Genomic DNA, 15,466 nt, shown 5'->3' with positions numbered 1-15,466 from the left:
CTCTATTTTCCACTATCCTATCACCTTGAACCGCGCGAACTTGAGCAGCAACTGCTTTTCACCGGCATTACGGAATCTGACCGTAGCCTTGCAGTTATCACCCGTACCTTCTACACGGACTATCTCACCGATGCCGAAACGCTCATGTTCTATAACCTGTCCTGCCGAAACCGGACTTCCGGCTTCCGGAACCGGACCTCCCATGGCCTTTCCTGTAGCAGACGGAGTAATTTTACGCAGATTACGTGGAGACGCCGGCTTTACGAAGGGACGCGGTTCTTCCGGTAGCGGACCGCCGTCGAACATGGAAGGTCCCTTGTCCGTCCACGTCCCTCTATCGTAACGCGATGCACTGCCGTCTCTTCCCGACTGCGACAGACCACCAGACGCAAGTTCACGGCGGAAACGTCCGGCCCCTTCATCAATCCTCCGGGACAGAATCTCGTCCTGAGGCATATTCAGGTAACGCGCATCAATATCTTTCAGGAAACGGCTCGGTGCGCTGAACTCCTGCTTCCCATACCGGAACCGGCTCTTGGCGAACGAAAGGAAACAGTGCTCTTCGGCACGGGTTACAGCCACATAGAACAGACGGCGTTCCTCCTCCATCTGGCGGGGAGAACCGGCAACCATCGGACTCGGAAACAAGTTCTCTTCCAGACCTACCACAAAAACGGTCTTGAATTCCAATCCTTTTGCCGAATGGATGGTCATCAGCGTAATCTTCTGTTCGCTGTCATCCTTTTCACTGTCCTGATCGGTCAGCAATGACACCTCCGAGAGATAGTCGGTCAGCCCAACATGTTCATTCCCTTCCTCTTCACGGATTGCACAGAAATCATGGATACCGGTCATCAGTTCTTCCACGTTTTCCTGACGGCTGATGCTTTCAGGGCTCCGGTCCTGATAAATGTCAGTGACTATGCCCGCCCGGCGTATGATATCACTTCCCAGCTCATAAGCGCTCTTATGGGAAGCGTCTTCCACAAAACCGGCTATCAGGTTACGGAACTCCTGCAACTTGGCATGTGTTCCTTTATTTATTTTCAAGCCGTAGGCCAACGGTTCACCCAGCACCTTCCACAGACTCACGCCACCTGTTCCGGCCGCATCGATGATCTTTCCAAGCGTAGTGTCGCCTATGCCCCGAGGCGGATAATTGATGACCCGTTTGAATGCCTCCTCATCGTTCGGATTCACAGCCAGACGGAAATAAGCGATGATATCCTTAATTTCCTTCCGCTGATAGAACGACAGGCCACCATAAATACGGTAAGGCAAAGCCCTCTTACGCAACGCTTCCTCAAAGATACGGCTCTGTGCATTGGTCCGGTACAGAATGGCAAAATCGTTATAGGCACAGTTCTCTTTTGCATGGAGCTGTACAATCTTATTGGCCACAATCTCCCCTTCCTCCACATCACTGTAGGCATTGAATACGGTAAGCGGTTCCCCTTTTTCCTTTTCCGAGAAGACCTCCTTACGGATCTGGTCATGGTTCTTCTCTATCAGGCTGTTGGCTGCCTTTACAATCATCTGCGTGGAACGGTAGTTCTGTTCCAGCTTGAACAGACGTGCATCCTTATAGAGTTGCGTAAACTTCAGGATATTGTCAATATCCGCCCCCCGGAAAGAATAGATACTCTGTGCGTCATCACCTACCACACACACGTGGCGATACTTTCCGGTAAGCTGCAACACAATGCAATGCTGGGCATAGTTGGTATCCTGATACTCGTCGACCAGCACATAACGGAAACGGGAAGCGTATTTTTCGCACACTTCCGGATGAGTACTGAACAACAGGTAAGTATACACAAGCAAATCATCGAAATCCATCGCATCACTCAACCGGCAACGCTCCCAGTAACGGCGGTAAATGTCACGTATAGCCGGCATCTTGGCCGCCGTATCACTCTCCAGCATATCACGGCTGGCGGCATAGGCATCCGGCAGGATAAGATGGTTCTTCGCATTGCTGATCCGGCTTTGCACCGCAGCAGGCTTGTAAACCTTGTCATCCAGCTGCATTTCCTTGATGATGGTCTTGACCAGACTCTTCGAATCGGATGCATCATAAATGGTAAAGTTGGACGAAAATCCCAGTACATCCGCTTCCGCCCGCAGAATACGTGAAAACATCGAATGGAACGTCCCCATCCACAGGTAACGTGCCCTGTCTATGCCTACCTGACGTGCAATACGCTCCTTCATCTCCCGGGCAGCCTTATTGGTAAAGGTCAGTGCCAGGATAGACCACGGTTCATAACCATGGTCAAGCAGATAAGCAATCTTATAGGTAAGCACACGTGTCTTGCCCGACCCTGCTCCCGCTATCACGAGAGAAGGGCCGTCATTATATAAAACAGCCGCACGCTGGCTGTCGTTCAGTTCATCCAGATAATCAGCCATGAAAAATCAGTTCTTGAAACTGTGGATCGGAGCTGGAATACGTCCCATACGGTTGACAAAAGCTTCACAATTGAAACGGTTCACCGGCATGACCGGAGCATGTCCCAGCAATCCTCCGAACTCAACGGAATCGCCTACTTCCTTACCCACTACCGGAATGATACGTACAGCTGTCGTCTTCTGGTTGATCATACCGATAGCCGATTCATCGGCAATGATTCCCGAAATGGTTGCAGCCGAAGTCGTTCCCGGAACGGCAATCATATCCAGCCCTACCGAGCATACACAAGTCATCGCCTCCAGCTTCTCGATGGTCAGCGCACCCGCCTCAACCGCATCAATCATCCCCTGGTCTTCACTTATAGGAATAAAGGCACCGCTCAGGCCACCTACATAAGAAGAAGCCATTACACCACCTTTCTTTACCTGATCGTTCAGCAGAGCCAGGGCAGCCGTAGTACCCGGAGCACCCGGATGTTCCAGACCTATCTCCTTCAGGATATCGGCCACGCTGTCGCCTATAGCCGGAGTCGGGGCCAGAGAGAGATCGATAATTCCGAACGGCACTCCCAGACGCCGTGACGCTTCCTGAGCCACAAGCTGTCCTACACGGGTTATCTTGAACGCCGTACGCTTGATTGTTTCACACAATACCTCAAAGCTGGCTCCACGGATCTGCTCCAACGCATACTTCACCACCCCCGGTCCGCTTACGCCCACATTGATCACTGCATCGGCTTCCGATACACCATGAAAGGCTCCTGCCATGAAGGGATTATCGTCCGGAGCATTGCACAGCACTACCAGCTTGGCGCATCCCAACGAATCCTGTTCCCTTGTCAGCTCTGCCGTTTCCCTGATTATTTCCCCCATCAGGCGTACTGCATCCATATTGATGCCGGTCTTGGTAGAACCCACATTGACAGAACTGCAGATGCGTTCCGTACAGGCCATGGCCAGCGGAATGGACCGGATAAGCAGTTCATCACTATGACTCATCCCTTTCGATACAACAGCCGAATATCCTCCTATAAAGTTCACACCCAATTCGGAAGCCACACGGTCCAGAGTCTTGGCTATCTGTACATAATCTTCCGGAGTCTTACAGGCCGAACCGCCTACCAGAGCAACCGGAGTTATGGAAATACGCTTGTTTACGATAGGAATACCGTATTCTTTTGAAATGTCTTCGCCTACCTTCACCAGGTTACGGGCCAGACCTGTAATCTTGTTATATATATTCTGACAGAGCACTTCCAGATTGCTGTCGGCACAATCCAACAGATTGATGCCCATTGTAATGGTACGCACATCCAGATTTTCCTGCTCGATCATCTTATTGGTTTCGAGAACTTCGGATATATTAATCATAAATAAAGGATTTACATGGTTAAGAATCAGATACGGTGCATTTTGTCAAAGATATCGGTACGCTGGCACTTGACCTGTACCCCCATCCTATTGCCGACTGCCACCAGTTCATTAACAATCTGTTCGAAAGGTTTTTCCATCACCCCCATGTCAACGATCATCATCATATTGAAATACTCCTGCACAATGGTTTGTGAGATATCCAGAATGTTCACCTTATTTTCAGCAAGATAAGTACACACATTCGCAATGATACCTACGGTATCCTTACCCACTACAGTAATAATAGCTTTATTCATAAATCAAGCGTTTGAAAAATTAGACTTCTGCCGCAAAGATAAATATTTCTAACCAAAAGGGCCCTTACAGAAAAACTTTTTTCCCTTAACGCTTGGATATTTCCAAAATATCCGTACCTTTGCATCGCTTTTGAAAGAAAGCGCTTCCCGAAGGAAGTTTTGGAGAGGTGGCAGAGTGGTCGATTGCGGCGGTCTTGAAAACCGTTGTGCTGCGAGGCACCCGGGGTTCGAATCCCTGTCTCTCCGCAAGAAAGAGGTGTAAATCAAGTAATTACAAGATTTACACCTCTTTTATTTTAACCCAATATCAAAGTCAACGGCATCGAAGGAGAGTTTACGGAATTTACCATCTATCTGCCGCTTGAAATTCCATCTTATCTCGTATGGATAAATTAATCCATCTTCAGGCATGAAATAAGTATGTGCGTCTTCAAGTATGGCTAACAGAGAATTCAGAGCAAACTGGAAGTGCTGTAAGTCTATCCCGTCTTTCATATCATGACATACTTTCTTTGCCTGTTTTTCAATCATGTTGAATCTCTCAGGGCTAACTATACTGACAGGGTGGAATGTCCTGATAAAATGCAACAGGTTCATTACCTCATTCTGATATTTATTGTAACTCTCATCAAAGAAAGTTACCGGTATTTTATGAAATGTATTATTGTCAATCATGATATCATTTTTTTACATATTACTGTTCCCCCTATTTAATATATCCTGCTCTATCTCATCAATTGACGCCTGGATATATCTTTTCCGAATGGTATGACCATCCAGAAAATCAATTTCATCACATAGTTCATGTAACGTATTGATGAGATGCGATGAAATTATGACAGTCTTCCCTTTGTCCTTCAGTTCGCATATGATTCTTTTAAGTTGGATACATCCATAAAGATCTACCCCGTTGAAAGGTTCGTCAAGGATGTACAGGTCATTGTCTTGAAGGAGCAGGGACATAAGTGCAAGCTTTTTCTTCATGCCGGTAGAATAATCTGAAGCGAATCTTTCCAGAGGCAGTTGAAAGACTTTATTCAATGAATCTATGGCTATAGAATCCATCTTCTTCCCTTTTGCCTTAATACAGAACTCAAGATACTCCTTTCCGGTTATAAGGGAGTAGAAGAAACTTTCAGCCGGCATATAGCCAACAGTCATTGGGGATGACTTCCTTATTTCGCCTTCATAATCAGTTACTCCCATAATGCAATTGAAGAGTGTAGTTTTCCCGGCTCCATTTTCTCCCACCAGCCCGTAGATTTTTCCGGATTCGTAAGAAATGGAAAGGTTGTCAAGCACTCTCGTCTTACCGTATGCCTTGCTCAATTCTTTTATATATATCAGTTCCATATATGTTTATATTTTTTCTTGACTGAAAGTGTCAGACCAATATTCAAAGCCAAATAAGGAATCAACATGACATGGTTCATAATCGAAACTAAAAACAGAGGCAACTGGAAAAACAGCCAGTATATTCCCATTACGGTTTGTGTCTCAAAGAAGAATCTTGCCGTCCCCATATTCCACAGATATAGCACCGCTGCAGAATACAACATAAGACAGAAAAGGAGGACATCCATATCAGGCATAAAAATAAACTGAAGTACAATAAACGGGAATATGGTCACAATTACGTTCCTCAACCCTGAGTTAATCAGTATAAGTTGATACATTCCGAAACTGTTATAAGCAGAAAGTTCATGTCTCGGAGGTGTCGCCATATATGCCGTTCCCTGAACAGCTCCCCACAATATCAGGCATACTTTACAGAGATTGATATTGTCATGCAGTACTCCCATGAAAGACAAAAAGAGCAATACCACATACAGTGGTACTTGTTTCCGGAACATCCTTCTATACAGCAAATCTCCACTGTATAATAAAGGCATAGGCAGAACTATAGAATGAAACCTGACAGGACGGATCCACGGCATAACTACCGCAGTCAGCATGATAACCGGTATAGAAATATAATTTGCAGCAATAATCTCTGAAATAACAAATGGTAATCCGAGCAATAAATATTCTGCCGTAAACAATCTTTTGATTCCTTGCACCTGTAAAGACAGAAACTCCTTGTCTTTTCTATTGTTATGATACAGCCAGAGCATGAGCAGATAACAGGCTGGCAAAATCCATACACCCGTTACTTTCGTAAAAGCATAAAACAGAATGGCCGCAATACCGAAAAGGAACAGACATCGGAACGGTCCGATGCCTGCAAATAGACGCACAATCTGTTTTGAGCGCAGATTCAGATAAAGTGCAATATTATTATCCATAGCCTCAAATTATACGGCAGCAAAAATAGCGACAAAAGCCAGTTTCGTTATGCTTATGCTGCAAAAATATGTGCAAAGAACAAGAGTTCATGTTATCACTACATTATCTTAGGTTAAGGCGTTATTCATCCCTGTATTCCAAAATATCTCCCGGCTGGCAGTCCAGTTCCTTACAGATAGCCTCCAAAGTAGAGAAACGCACAGCTTTAGCCTTTCCAGTCTTAAGGATAGAAAGGTTTGCCGGAGTAAGATCTATGCGTTCGGCCAGTTCACCAAGCGAAATCTTCCGTTTCGCCATCATTACATCCAAGTTTACTATTATAGGCATATATATAAGTTTTTTTAATCTATCAAATGGTCAAATCCTGTTCTTCCTTCATTTTTACCCCCAAATTGAAGACTTCTGAAAGTATGTTTATAAAGATCCCTATTAATAGGAAAAACATATATGTCTGACTGTCGGAATCACAAATTGAGTTTATCACTGTCAGGATTATCCCTGCCAAGGTAACAGTCCACGCAAAGAATCGCAAAGGATATATATTCTTTTTATCGAAAACAAATCCTTTATCTACGTTTCTAAGAAAACGTACTATGGATATTGCCGACAGGATTATACATGTATATATTACCAATCTTGTACAGGTCTCATAATTGAATGCTGTATCCATAAAAATTACATCAGCAATTTCAAGACCGAAACGCAGTATTCCAATAAGCAAACTTGCATATGCAACCGTAAAGCTGCAGAACATTGTCAATTGTTTTTTTTGTGATATGCTATTTTTCATAATCTTGCATATTTAAATTGTCAAATCATTTTCTTCCTTTATTTTCTCTGCTTTGGCAAATATTTCTACAAACAATACCAGAATAATAAATAAGAGCCAAGGATACTTCAATCCAAAATCTTCTACCATATATCCTGATGGCAAAGATATTTCATTTATAACCTGTGTGTATTCTATGTATCTTATTATTTCCATAAATGCAAGAAGTAACATAAAAGAATAGATGAAGAAACGCATACGGCGTACATTCTTCCTTGTAAGAATCTGATTACGGCAGATATCTACCAACAACCGTACCAGACAGTAGAAACCATAAATGAAGAAAAGGATAAACGGTAAACTAAAAGGAACAAACTTATTATATACATTGTTGTTGTGTGCAACATAAGTTTCAATGCCATTCATCCTATACGGCACATTTCTTTGTAATTCAGTATTATAGACACTGTCTGGCACCAACGTCTTATCCGGAACAACAGACAATGAAACCGAATTGACGTCAGACGGAATATCCGGAACCGAGTTCCATCCATCCTTAGCCCCTTTAAAACCGTCTGTAGAAGCAAATACTACAATAATAACTATTACTATAAATCCTAAAATACGTACTGTTTTCATAAGCCCAATATTTATGATTAAACTTTACCAGGAAGATTAATGTATATCACTAATAATTTCAAATGCGGGAGAATCATTTGTGTAAGTAACCAGATGATTTACGCTGTCGGAGTAATAGATACTCTGCTTCTGGTTTTCAGTGAATGAAGCCGTCTCTACATTCCATTCCGCATAATCCATAATTGAAATGTTTTCACTGGAATTCATAGTGATGAGGTATGAAGGATCCCAACGTTTCCGTTCGGAATTCCATCTATACGCTTTCTTCCCGACCATCTTTCCATTATCATCATACAGGTATTTATACTTTAATTTCGGAGTAATGGTCTTACCGTCATTGTTTAATGTCGAAACCATCAATTCATTTCCATTTTCACCATAAACAAATGTATCTTTAGCATTGGCCAATTGTGTTGACAAAACCATAGAAACCATCGCAATACCTAAAACTAATGTCTTTTTCATAATTGTATTTTTTAATCAGTTAATTATATTCTTTACTTGTTTTCAATAATTATTTATCGTTTTTCGATATGCAAATGTATATACTATTTTTGAACTACAAAAGAAAAACAAGAAAAATTTATCGAAAAACGATATATTTTTAATCCAATGCGATAATTAAGGGGCTATTTAACCATAAACGCCAGATGCCTGCATTGACCTTAACGACAGGACAGATGAAAAATTCCGAGCAAAAAAATATTTTTTCCCACTTTTTTCCATAACTTCGCAACCATAACCTTAAAAAAAAGAATATTATGTATCTGCACCCGGAAATTGAAAAGCTTACCCGATCAGAAATTGAAGCTTTACAACTTGAACGTTTGAAAAAAACGGTAAAGCAATGCATGAATACCGAATTTTACAGAAAACGCTTCGAAGAATGTCATATAACCCCTGATGATATCCGGTCATTGTCCGACCTGAGCAAGATTCCGTTCACAACCAAACAGGACCTGCGCGACAACTACCCGTTCAAGATGTCGGCTGTACCGTTGAGCCAGGTAGTGCGCCTGCACTCTTCAAGCGGAACTACAGGAACACCTACGGTCATACTGCACACCCAAAAAGACCTGGATGAATGGGCCAATGCCGTAGCCAGATGCCTTTATATGGTAGGCCTGCGTCCGGGCGACATTTTCCAGAACACTTCCGGATATGGTATGTTTACAGGCGGACTGGGTTTCCAGTACGGAGCCGAACGCCTGGGCATGCTTACGGTACCCGCCGCGGCCGGAAACACCAAACGGCAAATCAAGTTCATCATGGATTTCGGTACTACGGCACTCCACGCCATTCCCAGCTATGCGGGCAGATTGTATGAAGTGATGGAAGAAATGGGCATCGACCCGCGCCGCGATACCAAACTGCACACCCTGATTATCGGAGCCGAACCGCACTCGGAAGAACAACGGAAACGTATCGAACAGATGCTGGGCGTAAAAGCCTACAACTCGTTCGGCATGTCGGAAATGTGCGGTCCCGGAGTAGCGTTCGAATGTCAGGAACAGAACGGGCTCCACATCTGGGAAGACTATTACATTGTAGAGATTGTAGATCCGGTCACACTCGAACCCGTACCGGAAGGGGAAGTGGGCGAACTGGTACTGACAACCATCAACCGCGAAGCCATGCCGTTGCTGCGCTACCGTACACGCGACCTTACCCGCATCCTGCCGGGCACATGTCCCTGCGGTCGTAACCACCTGCGTCTGGACAGAATGAAAGGACGGAGTGATGACATGATGATCCTCAAGGGAGTCAACATCTTCCCTATCCAGATAGAGACCATCCTGATGCAATTCGCCGAACTCGGAAACGAATATCTCATTACGCTCACCAACGAGGAAGCAAACGACCTGATGACGGTGGAAGTGGAACTGAAGGACTTCTGTGACGACTATCCACGCATGCAGGCACTGACCAAAGAAATCACAAGGCAGCTCAAGGACGAGATACTTATCACCCCCGTTGTACGCCTCGTACCGAAGGGGTCGCTTCCCAAACAGGAAGGAAAGGCAGTGCGCGTAAAAGACCTGCGCAGGACATTGATATAAGAACCGCTATAAACAAAACAGCTATGACAGTACAGCAAATATCCATTTTCGTAGAAAACAAATCGGGAACCCTGCTTCAGGTACTCGAACTGTTCAAGGAGGCCGGAATCCAACTGATCGCCTCCACCATCTCCGACACCGTAGAATACGGGATTTACCGCATCATCTGCTCCGAACCGGCACGTGCCCTGGATACCCTGAAACAGGCCGGTATCTCGGCCAACGTATCCGATGTCTTTGCCATCAAGCTGGACAACGTTCCCGGACGGGCCGCCGATGCCGTACGCCTCATCAGTGAAGCAGGAATCGGCATCTCCTATCTCTATTCATTCATGCTGGCAGGAAAGGGTATCCTGATTTTCCGGACAGACAACCCGGAAAAGACCAACAAAGTCATCGAAGAAAAGGGCATCCAGGCTCTCGACAACAATACCCTGCTTTCACTGGTCTGAGAATTCTTGAACACAAGCGAAACCCCGATAACATATCCAGACTTACTTCCAGTTCCTTTTAATACTAGAAAAGACACGAACACAAGAAGAAAGTCTGGATATGTTATTTCTACATGATACCCTGTTCTATCAAATTAATTCTTATTTCTATATTGAGGCGGTGCATAACGAAGGTTATCATCTTCTTCATTACCCTGTTCCTCCTTAAGATTGTTACAGCAATAAGGACACAATGCCCAATCGGAAGAAACCGATCTACCACATCGGGGACAAAGGATATCGGTAACTACTGAAGAAACACCCGTAGGAGAAACAGCGGCAATTGTTTCAGGCTCCAAAGCAGCTGTCAGTTCAGCCTGTTGTTTCCGACGGGTACATCCATACACAATCCATGCATAAATTACAAAAGGTGCATGGATGAAAGCTATACCCGACACAAATTCTATAACAGAAAACAATACAGAAACAAATTCCGGCTTGTCATGCAAGGATGAACCGAAGATGGAAAGCAAGCCGAAATAAAGAATATTGAAAATAATACATCCCAATATAACATATGAAAGGAAACGCATATATTTCTTATAATAAACAGAATAGTGACGCCCTATGGTAGTCCAGGCCTCTACAATAGATACAACACCGGAAATCACAACCAGATACAACCCAATACCTGCCACATCCGTAATATCAACATGCATTCCCTTACGCAAAAATATCATCCCTCCTATACCTATCGATACAGGCAATATATTCAGATAAAAAGCCCAACGCGGATAGCGACCGATCCACTGAATTATAGCGTTGATAAAAGCTACAGCAGGAACAAGAAACAAGAACCAAACATAATTCTCATCTCTAACGGCTGAAGGCATTTCATTTATTTCGGAAGCTGCACTTCCGAGCTTGGTCACATATATCATGCCATCAAATAACGAAAACGATCCTTTTAAGCCCATAAAAGAAACCTGAACCCAAGGCAAAAAATAAGATAGCAGGATAAGTGAGCAGCAAATTCCTTGCAAAACGGAAATTTTAAGTGTATTTTTCGGTTCCATAGTATTATAATTACGGTCTGCCTGTTTTTACAAATCCCTGAAAGAAATAATGAAAAACGTAAATTTAAATTGCTTATGATTCATTGCAAATATAAATAAATTTGTTGATATATTTTTAAAAATCATCAATAAATTTAAAGGGGAAAAAGTCAACCAACAAACACAAACGTCTTCTCTGCATTTACTACAAAAATAAACCCTAAAAGCCTTACACGACTTTTAGGGTCCATTCATTAAATTCTCCAGAAATTATCTGCTAGCCATATGTAACACACCCGTTACAAATTATCGTAAATAATCAATCAATTACCACTTGAATCACTTGATTCACTTGATTCAGATTTATATTTATTATCAATATAGATATTCTTCTGTTGACCAGTTATTGATCCGTTTTCTCCCAGCGTTACGTTATAACCATTTCCATTTAAGGTGTAACCCGTAGGAATAGTAATGGTTTGTCCAGACCAGTTTACATGGGTGAAGAGATTGATAACATAGGTCTCTGGAGTAACTCCTTCGTCAGATGTCAATACCAACAAATCTTTTATCTCATCCAGTGCATTTGGGTCTGTAGATGTCAATGCTTCCAACAACCTATCGGCATCTTCCTCATTATATACGCCTGGGATGCGGTATTGTGGGAGTGTCTGTGACCCTTTATCAGTCCAATCTACAATTTCATATCCGACACCAACACCTCCACCATCTGTCACCGTGAGATAAAGCTGCATGTGCTCACCAGCATTAAGCTGTCTAATCGTTGATAAGGAATTCAATGTACCAGTATAGGATTTTACATTATTTTCAACTTCAAGTTTCACAATAAAAAATCCAGGATCATTATGAATATTTACGTTATTACCTGCAGACACTGCTTCACCTTCATTTCCGAATTTGAACGGATGCACATATAGTGAATGAGCATCATGCTTATTCGATTCATCAGCATCTTCATTTTCTTTGTACCACACCCAAGTAATACCCTTATTTTCATCTTCATTAACTGCCAGCAATACATTTTGAACACCATCCTGCCAGTTAAGGGGTTTGAACACAGCAGTATTAAACATATTTGGGAAAAGAATGGTACATGTTTCAATATTTGGATGTTCGGCGCCACTGGCTGTAATATATGTTACTCCTTTTAGCGTTATCTTTGCTATAGGGCGTTCAAAATACAAAGCAACATCCTGCCCCCATTCATTATAGGAAATAGGACCTTTTTGTGCTACTATAAATTTTTCAAGTCCTGTATCTTCATTTGTACCATACTTTACTGTTCCAATCTCTTCAATATTGCCCGTTTGTGTCCCAAAAGTAGGAAACTTTTCTGTTGATATTTGTACTCCACCTTTACCCTCAACACAAGGTTGCGTCCATGCATAAAAAGTATGCTTTGAAGTTTTATTGTGCCAATTCAAAGGTGTACCATTATCATTAATTTCCAGATTACCCTGTGTTCCGTTTGTCTCTTTATACTGTTGAAATATTTGTTCGGTCTCATTACCATCAGCCACATTTTGCCAGATATAAAAGATACCGAAATCTTCAGTGGTTTCATTCAACGTGATATAGAGATTAGGATCCGGTGTTGCACGTGAGGTAACCTGTATACTACTTTGTTTCTTGACAGCTCCGTAAAAATGAACTTTATCATAAGCAGAATCATAATCTTGGTCCACCAAATCATTCTCGTTACAGGCCGTAAAAATTGCGACACAAACAAGCATCAGTATATATAATAAATTCTTCTTCATACGACTACTAATCTGTTATAATATAATTATTGTAATCTGAAATCAGGCTATTCACCAGGTGCACTATCATCTATACGACCAACTTTACCAAGCTCAGTCACAACATAAAGTGAATTGAGATTAGTTTGTTCAATTATATTTTGTGGTGCAATCCCAGCCAGCCAGCCAACAAAACAAAAAGTTTCATTCGGTTGTGATTTGACATTTGCGTAAATAGAATTATCTCGTACAACCGGATAATCATGCACATCTCCGCTTTTAACGGCACGGACTGCGCCCACAACACCACCGATTGTGTAATATTCCGATTTCCCTTCTTCTACTTCAATAGTGGACGAAACGGTTCCGCTTACAAGACTATTGGTAATATCCGCCCTAAGGGAATAACCTACCAGACCTCCTGTAGATGAATGTCCAGAAGCTGCCTCATCCTCTGTTACATTTTGTAAACATCTACCTCCAATTACTGTTCCAATATTTTGAGAGTTTTCCAATTTAATATGTGGATTTTTTTCTTCAGTCGTATCAAGTGTTTCCGATCCGTCTGAATCCGTTGAGTTACGCAATGAACCTACTACTCCACCGGTATATACCCATATTCCAGTAGCACCGGAAGCATCTACATCAGCCAGCACCTTGCAGTTTTTAATATCACTGGAAGAAAGTCCTACCAAACCACCCGTATAAACACTACCTTTCGTTATTTGGGTATTATTTGTCACACTAATTTTAGCATTATCATAAACTGTAACAGATTCCAGTGAAGCATCTTTTCCGTTCTGCCCAACCAATCCTCCCAATATCATTGAACCATTAGATACTTTATCATTTACTGTTACAGTTATATTACCGTTTACCTCAATGTTCGTAATTGGACTTAAATTATTCTCTCCAACTAAAGCCCCAACCATGAAAGTACCTCCTTCTTCAAGACTTGACACGTTGATTGTAATATTACTTAAACGTATTCTGTCAATATTACCTAAGCATTCGCGTGCCAAAAGGCCAAACATATTTGCTTTATAATCTCCCTGTGCTCCAACTTCTTCCTCAGTTAAACTTATATTGGTAACTTCACTATCAATTATTCCTAAATTCATTACATTACCGTCAATTTTGTTAAATATAGAATTATGAGTTACATTTTTAAAAAAATGTCCATCCCCATCAAATGTAATACCGGTATCTATATTGCGTAATGTAAATTCCTGGAAATCAAAATCAATATTTTTTTTCAATGCGATATATTTGTCTGTTATCTTTTCCAAAACAACAATCCTTTTTCCATCCTCATAATATGAATATGAACGTCCGTTACCTACACACTCTAAAAAATCATTCAAATTAAATTTTCCTTCTTCGGGTTTTATATAATTTTCATTTTCATCGTCCCACCAATCATCATCATTATCTATCGTGATATATCCCAACAAATCTTTCAAAGAAACAATGTAGGATTTACCGGCTTCAAGTTTATTCAAATCATCCACAGAATCCCAACTGAAAAGGGGATGACCAAAACGTCGCGTCAGCGTTACTTTACTGTAATTTCCGGGAGGAAGAAAAAATAGCATTGAATTTGCTACATCCTCATTATTTTCATCAACTGCTGTTTTACCCCCTATTAATACTCTATCATTTTCATCACGGACAGTTTCAAAATTAAAACCGAGACTTAATTCTTTATCGGTATTACTCAACTTCAATGAAAAAGCATTAGTATTAGCATTATCAGTATTCGAATTCAGATTTTCCATCCATAATTCAGAATATGATGCTCCGCCTGTTACAGCATCCAAATCAGTCAGTATCAGACGTGCGCATTTGTGTTCAAATTTAAGAGAGACGGCGTTGCCATAGGAGATGTCACTTACTTTAGCCATTAAAGGGTCTGTTGTTACTTCAAGAGAATCCAATAATACAGAAGGAGTTGAACCTACCGATAATACACCGTCAAATCCCGGATAATAAAAAGCTGTAAAATCTGCTATTTCTGAATCCCATGGCCAATATAAATTCGCTCCTGATTTATCCTCCCATTTTTCACCATTGTAAGTAAGAATACAAGAAACAGATTTTCCCTGCATCAATTCAAACGTATCATCACTAGTCTCACTTTTTTTATAAAAATTTGCTACAATCTGGATAATGTCATCTTTAACGAACTCTGTCTTTTGGCCATAATTTGTAGTTCCATCTGCCCGAGTGACAGGTTGGATTGGTGCCAAATCCATTACAAATTCTATCGGAAGACCACCGGCATTTTCGGCAGCACTACCGTTTTCAAGCCATCGTTCATCTGTACAGCCCAACAAGCCGCACAGAATGATAAAACAACTTATAAATGTTATATACCTTTTCAT

General features: G+C 41.9%; 15 protein-coding genes and 1 tRNA gene. 3 read left to right on the top strand and 13 right to left on the bottom strand.

Annotation, left to right across the window (positions count from 1 at the left end; genetic code table 11):
- Nucleotides 1-12: 12 nt before the first annotated feature.
- Genes BQ7489_RS14455 through BQ7489_RS14445 form a run of 3 tightly spaced genes read right to left on the bottom strand, consistent with a single transcriptional unit; the run spans nt 13 to nt 4,082 of the window.
- The gene (locus tag BQ7489_RS14455; RefSeq protein ID WP_072531644.1) at nt 13-2,412 is read right to left on the bottom strand and encodes an ATP-dependent helicase; all 2,400 of its coding nucleotides are present in this window, start codon (nt 2,410-2,412) and stop codon (nt 13-15) included.
- 6 nt (nt 2,413-2,418) lie between these two features.
- The gene (locus BQ7489_RS14450) at nt 2,419-3,783 is read right to left on the bottom strand and encodes a PFL family protein (protein WP_072531643.1); all 1,365 of its coding nucleotides are present in this window, start codon (nt 3,781-3,783) and stop codon (nt 2,419-2,421) included.
- A 26-nt stretch (nt 3,784-3,809) separates the two neighbouring features.
- A complete protein-coding gene (locus tag BQ7489_RS14445) occupies nt 3,810-4,082 on the bottom strand; it encodes an ACT domain-containing protein (protein ID WP_072531642.1) in 273 nt (90 codons plus the stop codon).
- A gap of 161 nt (nt 4,083-4,243) precedes the next feature.
- Between BQ7489_RS14445 and BQ7489_RS14440 the strand changes: the two genes are divergently transcribed.
- Nucleotides 4,244-4,328, top strand: a tRNA-Ser gene (locus tag BQ7489_RS14440).
- Nucleotides 4,329-4,373: 45 nt separating this feature from the next.
- On the opposite strand, the gene BQ7489_RS14435 is transcribed toward BQ7489_RS14440, so the two are convergent.
- From BQ7489_RS14435 to BQ7489_RS14405, 7 genes are all read right to left on the bottom strand, one after another.
- Nucleotides 4,374-4,757 carry a hypothetical protein gene (locus tag BQ7489_RS14435; RefSeq protein ID WP_072531641.1) on the bottom strand — a complete coding sequence of 128 codons (384 nt, stop codon included), beginning with the start codon at nt 4,755-4,757 and terminating at the stop codon, nt 4,374-4,376.
- A gap of 12 nt (nt 4,758-4,769) precedes the next feature.
- Nucleotides 4,770-5,435: an ABC transporter ATP-binding protein gene (locus tag BQ7489_RS14430; protein WP_239496962.1), complete on the bottom strand. Its 666-nt coding sequence runs from the start codon at nt 5,433-5,435 to the stop codon at nt 4,770-4,772.
- Nucleotides 5,426-6,367, bottom strand: coding sequence for a hypothetical protein (locus BQ7489_RS14425; protein WP_072531640.1), 942 nt, complete (start codon nt 6,365-6,367; stop codon nt 5,426-5,428). Before BQ7489_RS14425 ends, BQ7489_RS14430 begins: the two co-directional genes overlap by 10 nt.
- A gap of 121 nt (nt 6,368-6,488) precedes the next feature.
- Nucleotides 6,489-6,695, bottom strand: coding sequence for a helix-turn-helix domain-containing protein (locus BQ7489_RS14420; RefSeq protein WP_072531639.1), 207 nt, complete (start codon nt 6,693-6,695; stop codon nt 6,489-6,491).
- 22 nt (nt 6,696-6,717) lie between these two features.
- Nucleotides 6,718-7,158, bottom strand: a complete 441-nt coding sequence (locus BQ7489_RS14415; RefSeq protein ID WP_083580638.1) for a DUF2975 domain-containing protein — start codon at nt 7,156-7,158, stop codon at nt 6,718-6,720.
- A gap of 12 nt (nt 7,159-7,170) precedes the next feature.
- Nucleotides 7,171-7,776 (bottom strand): DUF2975 domain-containing protein, encoded by a 606-nt coding sequence (locus BQ7489_RS14410; protein WP_083580636.1) that lies wholly within the window; start codon nt 7,774-7,776, stop codon nt 7,171-7,173.
- A gap of 36 nt (nt 7,777-7,812) precedes the next feature.
- Nucleotides 7,813-8,241: a DUF3836 domain-containing protein gene (locus BQ7489_RS14405; RefSeq protein WP_072531636.1), complete on the bottom strand. Its 429-nt coding sequence runs from the start codon at nt 8,239-8,241 to the stop codon at nt 7,813-7,815.
- Between the two features lie 296 nt (nt 8,242-8,537).
- Here BQ7489_RS14405 and BQ7489_RS14400 point away from each other — a divergent pair, with 296 nt between their 5' ends.
- Nucleotides 8,538-9,836, top strand: coding sequence for a phenylacetate--CoA ligase family protein (locus BQ7489_RS14400; protein ID WP_072531635.1), 1,299 nt, complete (start codon nt 8,538-8,540; stop codon nt 9,834-9,836).
- A 23-nt stretch (nt 9,837-9,859) separates the two neighbouring features.
- The gene (locus BQ7489_RS14395) at nt 9,860-10,288 is read left to right on the top strand and encodes an amino acid-binding protein (protein ID WP_072531634.1); all 429 of its coding nucleotides are present in this window, start codon (nt 9,860-9,862) and stop codon (nt 10,286-10,288) included.
- A 134-nt stretch (nt 10,289-10,422) separates the two neighbouring features.
- On the opposite strand, the gene BQ7489_RS14390 is transcribed toward BQ7489_RS14395, so the two are convergent.
- The 3 genes from BQ7489_RS14390 to BQ7489_RS14380 all read right to left on the bottom strand — a co-directional run bounded on the left by BQ7489_RS14390 (nt 10,423) and on the right by BQ7489_RS14380 (nt 15,466).
- Entirely contained in the window at nt 10,423-11,244 is an 822-nt protein-coding gene (locus BQ7489_RS14390; RefSeq protein WP_162617821.1) for a zinc ribbon domain-containing protein, read from the bottom strand.
- Nucleotides 11,245-11,645: 401 nt separating this feature from the next.
- A complete protein-coding gene (locus BQ7489_RS14385) occupies nt 11,646-13,103 on the bottom strand; it encodes a fimbrillin family protein (protein WP_162617820.1) in 1,458 nt (485 codons plus the stop codon).
- A 47-nt stretch (nt 13,104-13,150) separates the two neighbouring features.
- A complete protein-coding gene (locus tag BQ7489_RS14380; protein ID WP_072531631.1) occupies nt 13,151-15,466 on the bottom strand; it encodes a fimbrillin family protein in 2,316 nt (771 codons plus the stop codon).

Origin of the sequence: Bacteroides ilei (genome assembly GCF_900128495.1) — a bacterium.
Classification (GTDB): Bacteria; Bacteroidota; Bacteroidia; order Bacteroidales; family Bacteroidaceae; genus Phocaeicola; species Phocaeicola ilei.
This window is presented reverse-complemented; position numbering and strand designations above follow the sequence as displayed.